Genomic DNA, 15,903 nt, shown 5'->3' with positions numbered 1-15,903 from the left:
GTGAAAATGGAAGCTCTGACACCCCTTCAGGAATCCGACCGGAAGCCCGGCATCGGCATCGGCGTCATCGGCTGCGCCGACATCGCCGTACGGCGGGCCCTCCCGGCCGTCCAGGAGTCGCCGTTCCACCTGGTGGCGGTCGCGAGCCGTGCCCTGGAGAAGGCCGAGGGCGTGGCGGCCCCGTACGGCTGCGAGGCCGTCGCCGGGTACGAACGGCTCCTGGAACAGCCCGGCGTCGACGCGGTCTACATCCCGCTGCCCAACAGCGAGCACGCCGAATGGGCGCGCCGGGCGCTGAAGGCGGGCAAGCACGTCCTGATCGAGAAGCCGGCCGTCTCCACCGAGGAGACCGCGCGGGAACTCGTCGCGCTCGCCGAGGAGCGCGGACTGCTCGTCATGGAGAACTTCGCGTTCCTCCGCCACCCCCAGCACGATCTGGCGCAGTCCCTCCTCGCCGACGGGGCCATCGGCGAACTCCGGGCCTTCAACGGCGTGTTCGGCATCCCGCCGACCGACCCGAACGGGATCAAGTACCAGGCGGAGCTCGGTGGCGGGTCCCTGTGGGAGGTCGGCTGTTATCCGGTGCGCGCCGCCCAGGCGTACCTCGGGGCGGCGCCGACGGTGCTGGGGGCCGGCCTGGAGTTCGCGCCGGAGCTCGGCGTGGACGTGTCGGGCGTGGCGCTGCTGCGCGACGACGCCGGTGTCACCGCGAACTGCTCCTTCGGGCTGTCGCACAGCTACCGGTCGACGTACGACCTCTGGGGCACCGAGGGGCGGCTGACCCTGGAGTGGGCCTTCACCCCGGCGCGGGACGCGCGTCCCGTGCTGCGCCTGGAGCAGCGGGACCGTGAGACGCGGATCGCGGCGCCGGCCTCGGACCAGTTCCTCGGTGTGTTCTCGGCGTTCCACGACGCCGTCGTCGACCCGGCGGCGCGCGCCGCGCACCACCACGACCTGGTGCGGCAGGCCGAGTTGATGGCCCGGATCCGCGCCCACGCCACCGCCGTCGCTCGCTGAGCGGCGGCCGGCGGGGGCCGGAGGACGAAAGAGCGGCAGCCGGTGTCCGAGGACACCGGCTGCCGCTCTTTCGTACGAGCCGCCTTACCGGGGGGTCATCTTGACGATCGGGTACTGGCGCTCGGACTTGCTCTGGTACTTGATCATCCGGGGCTGCGCGGTGGAGATGAGCTTCCACGCCGCCTCGCGCTCCTCGCCCGCGAGCTTGACGGGCGTGATCTTCACCGGGTCGCCGCCGGGCAGCTCGACCGTCGCGCGCTCCGGGTTGGCCATCAGGTTCGTGTACCAGTCGGGGTTCTGGGTGCCGCCGCCCGAGGCGATGCTCAGCCAGGCGTCCTTCCCGTCGCCGAACCAGGCCACCGGCGTGACGCGCGGCTGACCGCTGCGGCTGCCGACCGTGTTGAGGATCAGCACGTCCATGCCCATGAACGTGGCCTTGCCGTCGCGAACCTTGCGGATCATTCGGGCGTTCATTCGCTTCTGCATCCACCGGGAGAACGCCCCGGGCGTTCCCGGCTTGCGCTTGGTCTCCGCCATGTCCACCTCCACACATTTTCCCGCGCCTCACGGCGCGATTATCAAATCCGAATTCTTGCGTTCATCCGCCGCGCCCGCCACCCGAATCCGATGTTCAGAGAGCGAGGAAGGGGCGGGGCAGGCACTGCTCGTAGGTCGGCAGCAGGCCGGCGGCCGCGGCCTCGGCCAGGGTGGGGGCCACCGCGTCCTTGTCCGAGCGGATGGGGGGTTCCGTCAGGTTCCACGGCAGTGCCAGCTCCGGATCGAGCGCGTCGACGTCGATCATCGTCCCGGGCACGTACTCCTGCGAGCAGAGGTAGCTCATGCACGTGTCGTCGGTGAGGGCGAGGAACGCGTGGCCGACCCCGTCGGGCAGGTAGACCGCCGTCCCCGACTCCGGGCTCTGGTAGGTGACGTCGTAGTGGCCGAACGTCGGGGAGCCCACGCGGAGGTCGACGGCGATGTCGAGCGCGCTCCCCCGGACACACGTGACGAACTTCGCCTGGCCGGGGGGGACCTTGGTGCCGTGGATGCCCCGCAGGGTGTTCCGTCTCGACACCGAGTAGTTGACCTGGCGGACCGCGAACTCCCAGCCGCTGTCGGCCAGCAGGGCGCTGGTCTTCACCGACTCGAAGAAGTACCCGCGCCGGTCGCTCAGCGGCTCGGGCTCGACGCGGTACGCGCCGGGGACCGCCATTTCAGTGATCAACACCGCATGCTCCTCGCTGACTCAACCGGCGGAGACCGGGCCGGCCCCGGCCGCCGCGGCGATCCGCTGCCGCATGGCCGCGGAGTCGTTGGCGTGCGGGAACTCCTCCTGGGGGACGTCGACACCGAGGAAGGCGCACAGCGGCTCCCACCCCTGCTTCACGTCGTAGACGAGGACGTTGTCCGCGCCGAGGGCGCGCACGACCTCCTCGTTGTGGCGGTGGTACGCCGCGATGGCGTGGTCCTTGTCCTCGAACCGGCCGTCGAAGACGCCGTCCCAGACCATGGTGCTCGTGAGGTCGAGCAGCCGCGCCTGGCGGGAGCCGGGCTCCGGCGGGTGCTCGGCGCTCTTGAGCACGAACTGGTAGAGCGTGTCGTACGTGCTCCGGTACCAGCCCTCGGCCTCGCGCACCGTGAGGATCACCTTGGCCTCGGGGAACGCCTCGCTGATCTGCCGGTAGTAGACCGCGCAGGGTCCGTCCACCGCGGAGGTGTAACCGTCGTACAGGGCGGCCCAGTCGGGCTCCTCACCGTCACAGACGATCTTCGCCCACTGTTCGAGGCGCTCTCCGTCACCGACGATGTCGAACATGTGGAAGCAGGTGCCGAGACCGAGCCGGTCGAGGGCCACCTTCAGGGACGTGGTGCCGGTCCTGCCGAGACCGGCGTTGATGAGCTTCAGCACGGTGCCGTGTCCCCTTCCTCAGCGAAAGGCCGCGGGTTCCTGGAGGGTGGCCACGTTCACGCGGTTCCAGAAGTTGACCAGGCCGATGTGCATGACGATGGCGCCGAGCTGCTCGTCGTTGTAGTACTTGGCGGACTCCTCCCAGACCTCGTCCGGCGCCATGTCCACCGGGTCCGTCATCAGGGTGACGGCCTCGGCCATCGCGAGGGCGGAGCGCTCGGCGTCGTCGAAGACGGTCTGGTTGCGCCAGTCCGACACCTTGGCCAGGCGCTTGTCCGCCTTGTCCGCGATGTCCTCAAGGGTGTAGACGCGGCCGTTGATCTCGCTGACGAGCAGCCGGACCAGGTCGAGCGTCGTCTGCGGCACGCCGACCTTGCCGATGACCTCGGTCAGGTCGAGCAGGGGCTGCAGGGCGCCGGGAACGACCAGCGAAGGGTTGTCCATCCGTGGACTCATCGGGTCTTCTCCTGTGCGATTAAGTAGCGTGTGAGTGCGTGTCAGTACGTTGAATTACCTCGGAAACATGCTGCTCCCCGCCCTTCACCTGCGCAAGAAATCCCGTTCAAGTGCGGAATTCAGCAGATGCAACGCGACGACAATCCGTAAGTTGCCAGGAATTCAGCCGATGACTTGTAGTGGTCTCGTGTCAGAGTCCACCGCAACGAAGAGCCGGCAGCCGATCTGCCACGGCATTCAGGAAACACGCCAATTACTTCTCGAAGGTCATTCCACGGTCACCGGGCACGTCGACGACGTGCTCGGCGCCATCCGTGGGACCGACCCTGAGCTCGGTGCGTACGTCGAGGTGGCCGAGGCCCGCGCGCTGCGGGAGGCCGCGGCGGCCGACCGGCTGCTCGCCCGGCTCGGCCCGGCCGCCTTCCGCGGCCGGCCGCTGCTCGGCGTCACCGTGTCGGTGAAGGACCTCATCCAGACCGAGGGACTCCCCACCCGGCGCGGCTCGTTGCTGCCCAACCACCGCACCGCCGCCGACGCGCCCTCCGTGGCGCGGCTGCGCGCGGCCGGCGCGATCGTGGTCGGGAAGACGACGACCTCGGAGTACGGGTGGAGCGCGAGCACCGTCGGACGGCTCGGCTCCGCCACCCGCAACCCCTGGGCCCTCGACCGGACGGCCGGCGGTTCCAGCGGCGGTTCGGCCGCCTCCGTGGCGGCGGGCCTGTGCACCGCCTCCCTCGGCACCGACGGTGCCGGGTCGGTGCGCATTCCCGCCTCGTTCTGCGGTGTCGTCGGGTTCAAGCCCTCGTACGGGCGGATCCCCTACGTCCCGGCGTGCGCCGAACGGCTGTCCCACGTCGGGCCGTTGGCGCGGAGCGTGGCGGACGTCGCCGAGCTGATGGCGGTGCTCGCCGGGCCCGACCACCGCGACCCCGACTCGGGCGCCGCCGCCCCGGGCCCCACCACTCCGCCCGTGCCCGCGGCGGCGCTCGCGCCGCTGCGCGTCGGCTGGATCGAGTTCCCGGGCACGTCCGGCCCCGTCCGTGACGTCACCGAGGGCGTCCTGCCGGTGCTCACGGCGCTCGGGCACCGCGTGGACCGCATCGAGGTCCCGTTCCCCGACCCGTACGGCGCGCTGGTGGACATCCTCGCCGCCGCCGACGCGCACGGCACGGCGCCCGAGGACGAACCCTGGTGCGACGAGGGCAGGTTGGCCGTCGTGCGCTACGGGCGCTCGCTGAGCGGCGCCGCCGTGGCCCGCGCCGAGGCGACCCGGCTCGCCCTGCGCACGCGGCTCGCCTCGGTGATGGAGACGTACGACCTGCTGGTCATGGCGACCGTGCCGATCGAGGCGTTCGCCGCCGACGCCATCGCCCCGCCATGGGCCGCCGACCCCGCCGACCTGCGGTGGCTGTCCTGGTCCCCGGCCGCGTACCCCTTCAACCTCACCGGCCAGCCCGCCCTGTCGCTGCCCGTCGGCCTCACCCCGGCCGGGCTGCCGGTCGGGCTCCAACTCGTGGGCCGCGTCGGCGACGACGGCCTCGTCCTCTCGGCCGCCGGCCTCCTGGAGACCGCGCTCGGCCTCACCCTGGCTCCCCCCGGAAGCACGACGGAAGGAAGACGACCATGACGCCCAGGACGCTCGACGACGACCTGATGTCCTCCGCCGCCGCACTCCTCCGGACGGCGCTCGCCTCGCTCCCCAAGGACGCCGGGCGCCCCTTCCCCGCGCCCGTCCCCGTCCCGGCCCCCGCGCCCGCGGACCCGGCGGACGACGACCTGTTCGCCCTGTCGGCCGCCGGGCTCCTCTCGACGGCGCTCGGCCTCACCCTGACCCGTCCCGGTGTCACAGCGAAAGGCAAGTGATCATGGCTTCGAGATCGTGGTCCCGGATCGGCGGTGAGAGCGGCGTCGGACGCCCCTCCTTCGTGGCCGAGTTCGGGCTCTGGGACGACCGGCAGGCCGCGGCGGCCGAGCAGGTCGAACTCCAGCTGGACGACGTCGACCTCGTCCGGGTCGTGTTCTGCGACCCGCACGGCCTGGCCCGCTCCAAGACCGTGCCGGCGGACGTCTTCCGCTCGGTGCTGCGCAACGGCATGGACTTCAGCGCCGGACCGTTCCTCTTCGACACCGGCCACGCCGTCGCCGTCGACTTCCTCGCCGACGCCGGCGTGGGCGTCGGCGAACTGCTCGGCGCCGGCGACTTCGTCCTCGTCCCCGACCCGCGGACCTTCCAGGTGCTGCCCAGGGACGGGGCCAGGACCGCCTGGGTGCTCGGCGACGAGTACCTCCGCGACGGCACCCCGCACCCGCTGTCCGCCCGGGGCGTCCTGCGCCGGGTCTGCGCCGCGTACGAACGCGAGGACCTCGCGCCGGTCATCGGACTCGAACTGGAGTGGTACCTCACCAGGCTGACCGGTGGAGGACCGGTCGGGAACGCCGGCAACGGCTTCGGCCTCCAGGGCGCAGCCCCCGAGGTGACGGCCGTGAACCCCGGCTACCAGTTCAACCTCGACAGCGCCTACGACTCGGTCGCCGACATCGCCGACCCGCTGGCCGCGCTGCTCGCCCGCCTCGGCCTGCCGCTGCGGTCCTTCGAGCACGAGTCGGGCCCCGGGCAGCTGGAGACGACCTTCAACCCGATGCTGGCGCTCGACGCCGCCGACGCGATGCTGCTGCTGCGCACCCAGCTCAAGCAGGAGTGCCGCCGCCGCGGCCACCACGCCTCGTTCATGACCCTGCCGCGCCTGGAGAGCTTCGACCCGAGCGGCTGGCACCTCCACCAGTCCGTCAGCAGCACCAAGACCGACGTCAACCTGTTCGCCGAGGGCGACGGCCTCCAGGACGCCATCTCCGCCGAGGGCCAGGCCTACATCGGCGGCCTGCTCTCCCGGGCCCGCGAGCTCTGCCTGCTGTCCGTACCGACCGTGAACGGATACCGGCGGCTCTCCCCCGAGTTCACCCTCGCGCCGACCTCCGTCGACTGGCGCTTCGAGGACCGCAGCGCCATGGTCCGGGTCCTCAGCGGCGGCAGCTCGACCCACGTCGAGAACCGCATCGGCGAGCCCTGCGCCAACCCGTACCTCGCCATCGCCTCCCAGCTGCACGCGGGCCTCGAAGGACTGCTGTCCGGCGTGCCCGCCGACGACGTCCCCCGCCCCCCGCTGCCCAGGACCCTGCCCGAGGCCATCGAGGCCTTCCGCGCGAGCGACAGCGCCGAACGACTGCTCGGCCCCTCGCTCAAGGAGTGCCTGGTCAAGCTCAAGGAGAGCGAGGCCGCCCGCTTCGACGCCTGGTGCGCCGCCGAACTCCCCGACGGCCCCACGGCCGAGGTCACCGAATGGGAGCACCGAGAGTACTTCGGCGCCTTCTGACCGGCCGGCCACCCCCACAGACCCCGCACGCCCGAGACGCACCCGCACGCACACCCGACAAACCCGATCCGAAGGAGAGAACCATCATGTCGCGGTACGAATGGGATGGCACCAACCCGGCCATCGAGACGCTCAAGGGCGCCATCGAGCCGGCCCGCCAGAAGGTGTTGAGCCATGCGATCTACCACCAGCTGGACTCGGTGGACGCGGTCGTCACCTTCATGGAGCACCACGTCTTCGCCGTGTGGGACTTCATGTCGCTGCTCAAGTCCCTCCAGCGCGAGCTGACGTGCGTCGAGGTGCCCTGGCTGCCGTCGGCCGCCACCGGCAGCCGCCGGCTCATCAACGACATCGTGCTCGTCGAGGAGAGCGACGAGCTGGGCGACGGCTTCATCAGCCACTTCGAGCTGTACGTGGACGGCATGCGCCAGGCCGGCGCGGACACCACGCGCATCGACGCCTTCATCGGCCTGCTCCGCGCGGGCCGTCCCGTCCCGGCCGCCCTCGACGAGGCGGGCGTGCCGCTTTCGGTGGCCGAGTTCGTGGGCACCACCTGGGACTTCATCGACAACGCGCCGGTGCACTGCCAGGCCGCGGCGTTCGCCTTCGGCCGCGAGGACCTGATCCCCGACATGTTCGACCAGGTCGCCGCGCTCGACGCCGGGCACGGCACGCTGTCCACGTTCGTCGACTACCTCCGCCGCCACATCCAGGTGGACGCCGAGGAACACACCCCGATGGCCATGCAGATGCTCGCCGACCTGTGCGGCGACGACGAGGCCAAGTGGGCCGAGTGCGAGGACACCGTCGACCGCGCGCTCGCGGCCCGTACCCGGCTGTGGGACGGCATCTCCAACGCGATCACCGCGAACACCCGCTGACGGGAAGACTCTTGTGAGGAGAGCACATACATGGCGAAGGTGAAGGAGACTCCCGCGGTCACCGGGAGCGGACGCGCCGAACGGATCGCCTCGCGGACGCGGGACGAGAACTGGAAGAAGCCTCCGCGGCGGATCGAGACGTCGGAGTGCATCACCTGCGACACGTGCCTGCGCAGCTGCCCGTCCGAGTTCGGGGCGGTCTTCGACGACGGGCTGAACGTGGTCATCGTGCCGGAGCTCTGCTCCGGCTGCCCCGTGTGCGTGATGGTCTGCCCGGTCGACTGCATCTACGTCGACGAGGAGTGGACCGCGACGGAGGCCCGCATGTGGGAGCACATCGACCTGACGGCCGGGGGTGCGGCATGAGCTTCCCCACCGAGCGGGACGGCACCATGACCCGCCGGGAGGCACTCGCGAAGGCGCGGCAGAGCCGCCGGCCGAGCCGTCTCGGCCGGCCGGCCGGGGCCTCGGAGGAACCCGACTACAAGGTGCCGGAGAACTCCGGGTTCCCGGCCCTGCTGCGGCAGACCTGGCAGCAGGCGGTCGACGCCCCGGACCTGGCCACGTCGGTCGACACGCTGCTGACGCTGGCCGGGCACGTGCCGGCCGACATCCAGCTGCGGGCGCTGCCCGTGGAGGACGAGACCGCGCTGAAGGTGCTCGTCGGCCGGTCGTGGCGGGACGACGTCCGGACCACCGACCGGGCCGAGGGCGCGGCGACCGCGTTCCTCGGCGAGATCGGTCTCGACCGGAGCGGCCGGCTGGTCGTCCGGGTGCCGTCGAAGGGACCGCTGAGCGGCGAGGCCGAACTCGTCGACGGTGTCCTGCGGGTGCCGTGGACGGCCGAGGACCTCGCGGACTACCAGGTCGAGCTGGCGCTGGCCGACGACCGGTGGCACGCGTCGGTCGCCGACTGCCGCCAGTACCTGCTCGCGGCGGGCGCGGACGGCCGTCGCGGGCTGCTCGACGACCTCACGGAGGCGGCGCTGCGGACCGCGCCGTTCATCCTGTACGCGGGTGAGCGGCAGTACACCAACTTCCGCGACCGGAACACGCTGACGGGCAAGACGCTGCGGCCGGGGCACCCCGACTGCGCGCTCAGCACCCTGGCGTCGGTGCCGCTGGAGCTGTGGTCGGACAGCGACGTGCTGCTCGTCGTCTGCCTCACGCTCCTGGTCCGCTCGTCCGGGTACGGGCGGATCGAGGAGGCCAACGGGACGCAGCTGACGCTCGACCACGTGGCGCTGCTCTTCGAGCGGACGCGGAGCGCGTACAACGCGGCCGACGCCACGCTGCCGCCGGTGCCGGCCCCCGCCTCGCACGGGGTGGCCGCGCTCGGCGAGCTCGCCGGCGCGCTGGCCGCCCGGCGCCGGGAGCTCATGGCGACCGGCACCGTCCAGCTCTACCGGGAGATCTACGGCCCGCTGATGCACAAGATCGAGCGGGTCGCCGGACCCGTCAAGGACGACGCGGAACAGCTGGAGGCGGCGCTCTGCGCCCGTCTGCGGGAGCGGCTGCCGCTCACCGGCGACACCCTGGCCGGGCTCACCGCGGACCTGGAGGCGGCGCCCGGCTGGCTGGCCGAGGCGCACGGCGAGTTCGGCTCGGGCCTGGAGTCCCTGGTGTACGAGAGCGTGCGGGCGGCGACGGAGGTCTTCGACGCCGACTTCGCGATGAGCCGGGGGATGCGTTCGCTGCCGGCGCTGATCGAGGCGCTGCGCGCGGAGGAGTTCCCGAAGATCGCCGCGTGGGAGATCCCGCACTTCTTCTGCTGTGTCGTGCCGTCGTCTGAGTCCCGGCGGCTCTTCGGCGGCTCCGCCTCGCACCTGGCGGACACCGCGTGGGCCATCTCCTCGCGGATGCAGTACAACTCGTGGCACTTCCTGGTCGGGAACCTGCCGAAGGTGCCGGAGATCGCGGCGCGGGACCACTTCGTGCCGCCGGCGATCCCGGACATCGCGTACTACTCCGACCAGCACCACAACGGCCACGTCGCGGCCAAGGTGCGCTTCACCGTCCGCAGCCCGCAGGCGGTGGAGGTGCTGGGCCGCAGGTTCAACGGGTTCATGGACCTGCGGCTGCTGCGCTGCGAGGGGCTGCCGTTCGACGAGCAGGACCTCCTGGCGGCGGACCGGGTGTCGGCGTTCATCGCGCGGGCGACGAGCCTGGCGGCCGCGCTGGTCGCCGACGGCGCGCACATCGAGGTGACGTCGTTCGACTCGCAGTGGCACTGGGACAGGATCGCCGTCTAGCGGACGGCACCGGAGAACCACGTGGGGCCCCTGGCGAAAGCCAGGGGCCCCACGTGGTGGTCGCGTCCGGGAGGTCAGACCGCCACGGGCTGTTCGGCGGAGCGGGTGTGGACGGCGCGGTAGCTGTTCCAGTCGATGCTGGTGATCAGCGAGTACTGCTTGCTCTGGAAGGCGCTGCGGGCGGCGGACCAGTCGGCCTCGTCCTGGTTGCGGTGGGCGTCGTAGGCCTTCTTGTCGGCCCACTGGGAGTAGACGATGACGAAGTCGTTGTCGGTGCCGACGGTCGCCAGGGTGCCCTCGCCGCCGTCCAGGTTGCGGGAGCGGATGCCGCGCAGGACGCTCTGCGAGCGGTAGCCGGGGACGTCCACGAGGAAGTCGTGGGCGGAGCCGAGGGCCTTGATCAGGGCGCTCTGCTGGGCCGGCTTCACACCGAGGATCTCGACGACCGTGTAGTCGTCGCGCTCGGGCGAGACCTCGGTGGCGTCACCGAGCTCGGGGTGGCGCCGGGTGAACTCCACCTCGTTCTGCATGAGGCGCACGTAGGTGGTGATCTCGCGGAAGACGGGGACGGTGTGGTGCTTGAACTCGCTGTCCTTGTAGCGGGACTCCAGGTCGTCCATCCCGCGCCACTGGATGAAGTTGAGGGTGCCGGGGTTCTGCTCGCCGCGGTGCACGGTGCTGGAGATCCAGCCGGGGTAGGCCGCGACGTCGACGATCTTCTTCATCTCCGTGACGAGCGTGTCCACGCGGTCGCGGGAGTCGGTCTTGAAGAGGTTGAGGACGGTCAGGTGCCCGGCCTCGGGGCTGATGATCGGCATGGTTGCTCCTTGGGTAAGAAAGGGGGACGCCCCGCGGCGCGGGGCGTCGGGTGTCCTAGAGGTCGTCGCGGGCCGCGCCGAACCAGCGGTTCAGGGCGTCGTCGAGGCCGGCGGCCCCGTCGGTGGCGATCCAGGCGGTGTAGCCGTCGGGGCGGACGAGGACCGCGTCGACGTCCGCGAGCGCGCCCTCGGGGCGGGCTGCCGCGGTGACCGTGTCGACCCGGTCGCTCCACGGGCGGGCCGCGGCGGCGACGGCGGCGTCGCCGCTCAGGTCGAACAGGACGGCGCGCCCGGCGTGCAGGGCGCGGTACGCGGTCGTCTCGCCGTCCGGTCCGGTGAGGGCGAAGTCCGGCAGGCGGCGGCCGAGCAGCGGGTGGTCGCCGGCGCCGGCGTCGTAGGTGATGTCGAGGCCGGTGACCATGCCGACGAGGTGCTTGCGGACGTCGTCGTACGCGAGGAGCTCGGCGAAGACGGCCCGCATCGGGTCCATCTCGGGGCCGCCGAGGTACAGGCTGCGCTGGGTGAGCGTGTTGGCCAGGATGCGGGCCGCGACGGTGTGCCGCTCGGTGTGGTACGTGTCGAGCAGGCCCTCGGGGGCGGTGCCCTTGATCTCGGCGGCGAGCTTCCAGCCGAGGTTGACGGCGTCGCCGAGGCCCGCGCTGATGCCCTGCGCGCCGATCGGCATGTGGGTGTGCGCCGCGTCGCCGGCGAGGAAGACCCGGCCCTTGCGGTACTGGGCGGCCTGGCGGCTGGAGTCGGTGAAGTAGCTGAGCCACACCGGCTTGCCGGCGCTGATGTCGTCGCCGGTGACCCGCTTGAAGGCGTCGGCGACCTGCTCGAAGGTGGGCGGCTCGGTGGTCGGGCGGACGCCCGCGCCGCGCTCGAAGACGACGACCCGGGTGGTGTTGGGGCCGACGGGAAGGACGACGACCATGCCCGCGTCGCCGAGCTCGCCGGTGGGGCGCAGCCGCACCTGGACGTCGGTGACGTCGGCCATCAGCATCTCGAGGGTGGCCTCGTGGCCGGGGAAGTCGATGCCGGCGAGCTTGCGGACCGCGCTGCGGCCGCCGTCGGCGCCCACCGCGTAGCGGGCGCGCAGGGTGCGCGGGCCGTCGGGGGTGTCGGCGGTCACCTCGACGCCGTCGGCGCCGTCGGTCACGCCGGTGACCTGCCAGCCGCGGCGGATGTCGGCGCCGAGGCCGGCCGACCACTTGTTGATGATCGCCTCGGTGAGGGCCTGCGGCACGCCGCGCACGCCGAAGTTGCCGCCCGGTATGACGGTGTAGTCGAGCGGCATGCCGCCGAAGTGGCCGATCGGGATGACGCCCATGTCGCCGAAGGCGCCGAGGAGTCCGCGCTGGTCGAACTCCTCCATGGTGCGGGCCGAGAAGCCGAGTGCGCGCGACTGGCGCATCGGCTCGGTGAGCCGCTCCAGGACGACGGCGTCGATGCCCGCGAGGCGCAGTTCGCCCGCGAGCATGAGGCCGGTGGGGCCGGCTCCCACGATGATCACGTCAGTGTCGAAGTCGTGCGCTGTCACTGTCTTTCCCTGCCTTCCATGCGTGTCCGTACTTCCCGTGTGTTCTTCAGATCCGTTGGTCGAGGTTGCTCGCCCTGGCGGTGAGGTGGGCGCGGACCCGGTCGAGGCCGATGAGTTCGGAGAGCACCGTGCGCAGCGGCTCGATGCCGGGGCCGTCGAGCATCAGCTGTTCCTGGGCCGCGACGTGCCGGAGCACCCGTGCGCCGACGGGGTGCCGGGTGTCGTGGTAGGGGTCGAGGGTCGGGGGCGCGGCGCGGTCGAGGACGGCCGCGGCGAGTCGGGGTCCCAGGTCGGCGGCGTCCTGGAGCCCGGTGTTGAGGGCCTGGCCGCCGACGGGCGGGTGCCAGTGGGCGGCGTCGCCGGCGAGGAGGATCCGGCCCTTGCGGTAGGTGTCGGCCTGTCCCTTGGCGTTGTCGAAGGCGTCGAGCCAGACGGGGGTGCCGGCGGAGATGTCCTCTCCGGTCACCCGCCGCCAGGCGTCGACGACTTCTTCGAAGGCGGGCGGCCCTGAGCGTGCGGCCGGTGGGGTGTCGAACGCGTGGACCATCACCCGGGTGGTTCCGTCCCGGGTCATGGCCACGGCGAAGCCGCCGGTGAGGCGTTCGAACCGGCGGTCGCGGACGGTGAGGCCCGTGACGTCGGCCCGGAGGAGTTCCTTGGTCGCCGGTGTGGAGGTGACGGGGATGCCGGCGAGCCGTCGGACCGTGCTGTGGGCGCCGTCGCAGCCCACCACGTAGTCGGCGCGGAGGGTCAGGGGCCCGTCGGGGCCCTGAATCCCGCAGCGGACGTGGTCCGCCTCCTCGGTGAGCGCGGTGAGTTCGTGCGCGCGGAGCACGGCGGCGCCGAGCTCGGCCGCGCGCTCGCCGAGGGCGGCCTCGGTGCGGTACTGGGGCACCTTCCAGTTGCCGGCGTACGCGCTGTCGACCGGGGTGAGCGCGAACCCGAGCCCGCCGAAGTGGGTGCGCGGCTCGTGCGCGGCCCCGGCGAGCAGCGCGTCGAAGCCGCGCTCGTGGAGGATTTCGGCGGTGCGGGTGCTGAGCTGGCTGGCCCGGGATTCGTCCATCGGACGGGCCAGTCGCTCCACCACCACCGTCTCGACCCGGGCCCGCCTCAGCTCGCAGGCCAGCAGGAGCCCGACGGGGCCCGCGCCGACGACGACGACCCGCGCGTCCGCCCGGGACGGGCTCACTGTGCCGTGCGCCCGCCGCCGACACCCTCGGCGTACGCCTTGGCGAGGCGCAGGGTGGCGAGGCTGTTGCCGCTCAGGGCGTTCTGGACGTACTCGCGCGCGGTCTGGACGGTGACGCCCTCGCCGAGCACGGTGGTGATGTTCTCGGTGTTGATCCGCACGGTGTGGCGCGAGGTCACGCTCACGCCGCCGCCGGGGCGGTCCTCGATGAGCCAGCGGCCGGTGTGCAGGGTCATGAGGGCGGGCAGGACGATCTGCTTGTACACGATGGTCGTCGCGCTCTTGCAGACGCGGACGGACCGGGTGGTGTGGGTGGAGCCGTCCTTGGTGCGGGTGTCCATCTCCAGGATCTGGAGGCCGGGTTCGTCCTCTTCGAGGGTGACCCGGGCGACGTGCGGGAGCCGGTCGCGCCAGAACTGGGCGTCGTTGAGGAACTCGTAGACGTCCTTGCCGCTGCCCTCGACGGTCACGGTGTCGTCGAAGGTGAGGAGGTCGTCGGGGCCGGCGGCCTCGGCGCTCGCCTTCAGGGCCTGGAGTTCGGAGGCGCTGTTGCGGTCGACGGCCTGGCTGATCCAGTCGAGGTCGGCCGGGTCGTCGGTGGCCGCGCGGAAGTCGTGCAGCAGCCGGACCCGGCAGGAGTCCGCGGTGACGGGCTCGACGATCCAGGCGCCGCCCATGGCGCCGACGGGGTGCTGCGAGCGCTCCTGGCGGAACGTCACGCTCTTGCCGGCCGCGTCGTGCACACGGCGGGAGGTCCAGGTCTTGGCGGTGCCGTTGGCGGTGGCCCAGAGCTGGATCAGCTCGTCGTCGCCGTCCCGTTCGACGACCTCGGCGTGGACGGTCGGGGGGAAGGTCTCCGGCCACCTGGCGACGTCCGCGATCAGTGCGTACACCAGTTCGGCGGGCGCGGAGACGGTGATCTCGTGTTCCGTTTCACGTACCGCGTTCTCGGTCACGTTTCTTCTCCTCTCGGGTAAACGGGGCCTCTAGCCGGCGTCGCCGAACCAGTGGTGCAGGGCGGCCTGGAGGTCGCCGCCGTCGGGGGCGGTCCAGGCGATGTATCCGTCGGGGCGGACGAGGACCGACTCGGTCGGGGCGTCGCCCTCCTCGGGGCCCGCGGGGAAGCTCTTCACCCGGACCACGTCGACCCGGTCGGACCAGCCGGCGGCGGCCTCGGCGGTCGCGCCGGTGGCGTCGGCGGTGATGAGGACGCCGCGGGCGGTGTGCAGCAGCCGGGCGGTCCGGTCGTGCCCGCCGTCGGCGAGCTCCAGGTCGCGGTCGGCGAGGCGGGTGCCGAGCAGCGGGTGCCCCGCGCCGTCCCCGGCGCCGATCGCGTACCGGATGTCGAAGCCGCTGACCATGCCGGACAGGTGCCGGGCCACCGGCCGGAGCGCGATGAGCTCGGCCATGACGGCCCGCATCGGCTCGACCGACTTGCCGGTGAGGTTCAGCGTCCCCTGCGCGAGGGTGTTGCGCAGGAGCCGGGCCCCCACCGGGTGGCGTTCGGCGTGGTACGTGTCGAGCAGGCCCTCGGGGGCGGTGCCCTTGACGGTCGCGGCCAGCTTCCAGCCGAGGTTGAAGGCGTCCTGCACGCCGACGCTCAGCCCCTGCCCGCCGGCGGGCAGGTGGATGTGCGCGGCGTCGCCGGCGAGGAGCACCCGGCCGCGCCGGTACTCGGTGGCCTGGCGGGTGGCGTCGGTGAAGGCGCTGACCCAGCGGGTCTCGCCGTGGTGGATGGAGTCGCCGGTGAGCCGCTGCCAGGCGTCCGCGACCTGGGGGAAGGTCACCTCGCGGCGGCGGTCGGGGGACGCCCCGTTCTCGCAGACGATGATCCGGGTGTAGCCCTCTTCGAGCGGTGCGGCCATCACCATGCCGTTGGGCCGGAGTTCGCCGATCATGCGGGGCTTGATGTCGCAGCCGCGGACGTCGGCCAGGTACATCTCGCGGGTGGCGTCGGAGCCGGCGAACTCGAAGCCCGCCTGGCGCCGGACGGTGCTCCGGCCGCCGTCGCAGCCCACCAGGTAGCGGGCGGTGTGCTCCTCGATTCCCTCCGGGCCCCGGACGGTGACGGTGACGCCGTCCTCGTCCTCGGTGAAGCCGGTGAACTCGTAGCCGCGGCGCAGGTCCGCGCCGAGCTCGACGGCCCGGTTCTCGAGCATCTCCTCGATCTTGTACTGGGGCGCGCCCCGCACACCGAAGTGCGAGCCTTCGAGCACCCCGTAGTCGATCGGGATGCCGCCGAAGTGGCCCTGCCGGGTGACTTCGATGTTCTCCAGGCGTTCGAGGATCCCGCGCTGGTGGAACATCTCGGTGGCGCGCGCGGTGAAGCCGATGCCGCGCGACTCCCAGCTCCGCTCCCCCCGCTGTTCGAAGACGACGACGTCGGCGCCGCCGAGGCGGAGTTCGGCCGCGAGCGTCAGTCCCGCGGGCCCCGCACCGATCACGATCACATCGGTTTCCATGTTTTCCT

Annotated in this window: 15 protein-coding genes and 1 pseudogene; 7 read left to right on the top strand and 9 right to left on the bottom strand. The window is 72.0% G+C overall.

All coding sequences use genetic code 11. The features are described from left to right. Positions 1 to 6: 6 nt before the first annotated feature. The gene (locus tag OO54_RS22330) at positions 7 to 1,017 is read left to right on the top strand and encodes a Gfo/Idh/MocA family protein (RefSeq protein WP_051787096.1); all 1,011 of its coding nucleotides are present in this window, start codon (positions 7 to 9) and stop codon (positions 1,015 to 1,017) included. A gap of 84 nt (positions 1,018 to 1,101) precedes the next feature. Here the strand turns inward: OO54_RS22330 and OO54_RS22325 are convergent, their stop codons facing one another. The 4 genes from OO54_RS22325 to OO54_RS22310 all read right to left on the bottom strand — a co-directional run bounded on the left by OO54_RS22325 (position 1,102) and on the right by OO54_RS22310 (position 3,370). Beyond that, the gene (locus tag OO54_RS22325; RefSeq protein WP_033205739.1) at positions 1,102 to 1,554 is read right to left on the bottom strand and encodes a nitroreductase/quinone reductase family protein; all 453 of its coding nucleotides are present in this window, start codon (positions 1,552 to 1,554) and stop codon (positions 1,102 to 1,104) included. Between the two features lie 94 nt (positions 1,555 to 1,648). Then, entirely contained in the window at positions 1,649 to 2,245 is a 597-nt protein-coding gene (locus OO54_RS22320) for a dTDP-4-dehydrorhamnose 3,5-epimerase family protein (protein ID WP_033205672.1), read from the bottom strand. An 18-nt stretch (positions 2,246 to 2,263) separates the two neighbouring features. Then, positions 2,264 to 2,926 (bottom strand): sulfotransferase family protein, encoded by a 663-nt coding sequence (locus tag OO54_RS22315; protein ID WP_033205669.1) that lies wholly within the window; start codon positions 2,924 to 2,926, stop codon positions 2,264 to 2,266. A gap of 18 nt (positions 2,927 to 2,944) precedes the next feature. Then, positions 2,945 to 3,370, bottom strand: a complete 426-nt coding sequence (locus OO54_RS22310) for a carboxymuconolactone decarboxylase family protein (protein WP_017237267.1) — start codon at positions 3,368 to 3,370, stop codon at positions 2,945 to 2,947. A 199-nt stretch (positions 3,371 to 3,569) separates the two neighbouring features. On the opposite strand from OO54_RS22310, the gene OO54_RS22305 reads away from it, so the two are divergent. The 6 genes from OO54_RS22305 (at position 3,570) to OO54_RS22280 (ending at position 9,886) form a co-directional block, all read left to right on the top strand. Next, a complete protein-coding gene (locus OO54_RS22305; RefSeq protein WP_234439379.1) occupies positions 3,570 to 5,009 on the top strand; it encodes an amidase in 1,440 nt (479 codons plus the stop codon). After that, positions 5,006 to 5,245 (top strand): hypothetical protein, encoded by a 240-nt coding sequence (locus tag OO54_RS22300; RefSeq protein WP_017237265.1) that lies wholly within the window; start codon positions 5,006 to 5,008, stop codon positions 5,243 to 5,245. The genes OO54_RS22305 and OO54_RS22300 overlap by 4 nt, the downstream gene beginning before the upstream one ends. Positions 5,246 to 5,247: 2 nt before the next feature. Then, positions 5,248 to 6,753, top strand: a complete 1,506-nt coding sequence (locus OO54_RS22295; RefSeq protein WP_033205736.1) for a type I glutamate--ammonia ligase — start codon at positions 5,248 to 5,250, stop codon at positions 6,751 to 6,753. A gap of 86 nt (positions 6,754 to 6,839) precedes the next feature. Beyond that, positions 6,840 to 7,634 carry a DUF3050 domain-containing protein gene (locus OO54_RS22290; RefSeq protein ID WP_033205663.1) on the top strand — a complete coding sequence of 265 codons (795 nt, stop codon included), beginning with the start codon at positions 6,840 to 6,842 and terminating at the stop codon, positions 7,632 to 7,634. A gap of 30 nt (positions 7,635 to 7,664) precedes the next feature. Then, positions 7,665 to 8,000 (top strand): 4Fe-4S dicluster-binding protein, encoded by a 336-nt coding sequence (locus OO54_RS22285; protein WP_033205660.1) that lies wholly within the window; start codon positions 7,665 to 7,667, stop codon positions 7,998 to 8,000. Further along, positions 7,997 to 9,886 carry a hypothetical protein gene (locus OO54_RS22280; protein WP_033205657.1) on the top strand — a complete coding sequence of 630 codons (1,890 nt, stop codon included), beginning with the start codon at positions 7,997 to 7,999 and terminating at the stop codon, positions 9,884 to 9,886. The genes OO54_RS22285 and OO54_RS22280 overlap by 4 nt, the downstream gene beginning before the upstream one ends. A gap of 74 nt (positions 9,887 to 9,960) precedes the next feature. Here OO54_RS22280 and OO54_RS22275 read toward each other — a convergent pair whose 3' ends face one another. The 5 genes and pseudogenes from OO54_RS22275 to OO54_RS22255 all read right to left on the bottom strand — a co-directional run bounded on the left by OO54_RS22275 (position 9,961) and on the right by OO54_RS22255 (position 15,895). After that, entirely contained in the window at positions 9,961 to 10,704 is a 744-nt protein-coding gene (locus tag OO54_RS22275) for an antibiotic biosynthesis monooxygenase family protein (RefSeq protein WP_033205655.1), read from the bottom strand. A gap of 55 nt (positions 10,705 to 10,759) precedes the next feature. Beyond that, positions 10,760 to 12,286, bottom strand: a pseudogene (locus OO54_RS22270) (FAD-dependent monooxygenase); the annotation flags it as partial. 4 nt (positions 12,287 to 12,290) lie between these two features. Further along, positions 12,291 to 13,433, bottom strand: a complete 1,143-nt coding sequence (locus OO54_RS22265; protein WP_033205650.1) for an FAD-dependent monooxygenase — start codon at positions 13,431 to 13,433, stop codon at positions 12,291 to 12,293. Next, positions 13,430 to 14,389 (bottom strand): aromatase/cyclase, encoded by a 960-nt coding sequence (locus OO54_RS22260; RefSeq protein WP_033205647.1) that lies wholly within the window; start codon positions 14,387 to 14,389, stop codon positions 13,430 to 13,432. Before OO54_RS22260 ends, OO54_RS22265 begins: the two co-directional genes overlap by 4 nt. A gap of 30 nt (positions 14,390 to 14,419) precedes the next feature. After that, positions 14,420 to 15,895, bottom strand: a complete 1,476-nt coding sequence (locus OO54_RS22255) for an FAD-dependent monooxygenase (protein ID WP_033205645.1) — start codon at positions 15,893 to 15,895, stop codon at positions 14,420 to 14,422. Positions 15,896 to 15,903 lie beyond the last annotated feature (8 nt).

Source organism: Streptomyces wedmorensis (assembly GCF_000716445.1).
Lineage (GTDB): Bacteria > Actinomycetota > Actinomycetes > Streptomycetales > Streptomycetaceae > Streptomyces > Streptomyces wedmorensis.
This window is presented reverse-complemented; position numbering and strand designations above follow the sequence as displayed.

What these genes read in the sequence shown, in the direction of transcription:
- OO54_RS22290 (WP_033205663.1), top strand. Translation starts at nt 6,840, where the DNA reads ATGTCGCGGTACGAATGGGATGGCACCAACCCGGCCATCGAGACGCTC.
- OO54_RS22310 (WP_017237267.1), bottom strand. Translation starts at nt 3,370, where the DNA reads ATGGACAACCCTTCGCTGGTCGTTCCCGGCGCCCTGCAGCCCCTGCTC.
- OO54_RS22325 (WP_033205739.1), bottom strand. Translation starts at nt 1,554, where the DNA reads ATGGCGGAGACCAAGCGCAAGCCGGGAACGCCCGGGGCGTTCTCCCGG.
- OO54_RS22295 (WP_033205736.1), top strand. Translation starts at nt 5,248, where the DNA reads ATGGCTTCGAGATCGTGGTCCCGGATCGGCGGTGAGAGCGGCGTCGGA.
- OO54_RS22285 (WP_033205660.1), top strand. Translation starts at nt 7,665, where the DNA reads ATGGCGAAGGTGAAGGAGACTCCCGCGGTCACCGGGAGCGGACGCGCC.
- OO54_RS22255 (WP_033205645.1), bottom strand. Translation starts at nt 15,895, where the DNA reads ATGGAAACCGATGTGATCGTGATCGGTGCGGGGCCCGCGGGACTGACG.
- OO54_RS22275 (WP_033205655.1), bottom strand. Translation starts at nt 10,704, where the DNA reads ATGCCGATCATCAGCCCCGAGGCCGGGCACCTGACCGTCCTCAACCTC.
- OO54_RS22280 (WP_033205657.1), top strand. Translation starts at nt 7,997, where the DNA reads ATGAGCTTCCCCACCGAGCGGGACGGCACCATGACCCGCCGGGAGGCA.
- OO54_RS22300 (WP_017237265.1), top strand. Translation starts at nt 5,006, where the DNA reads ATGACGCCCAGGACGCTCGACGACGACCTGATGTCCTCCGCCGCCGCA.
- OO54_RS22330 (WP_051787096.1), top strand. Translation starts at nt 7, where the DNA reads ATGGAAGCTCTGACACCCCTTCAGGAATCCGACCGGAAGCCCGGCATC.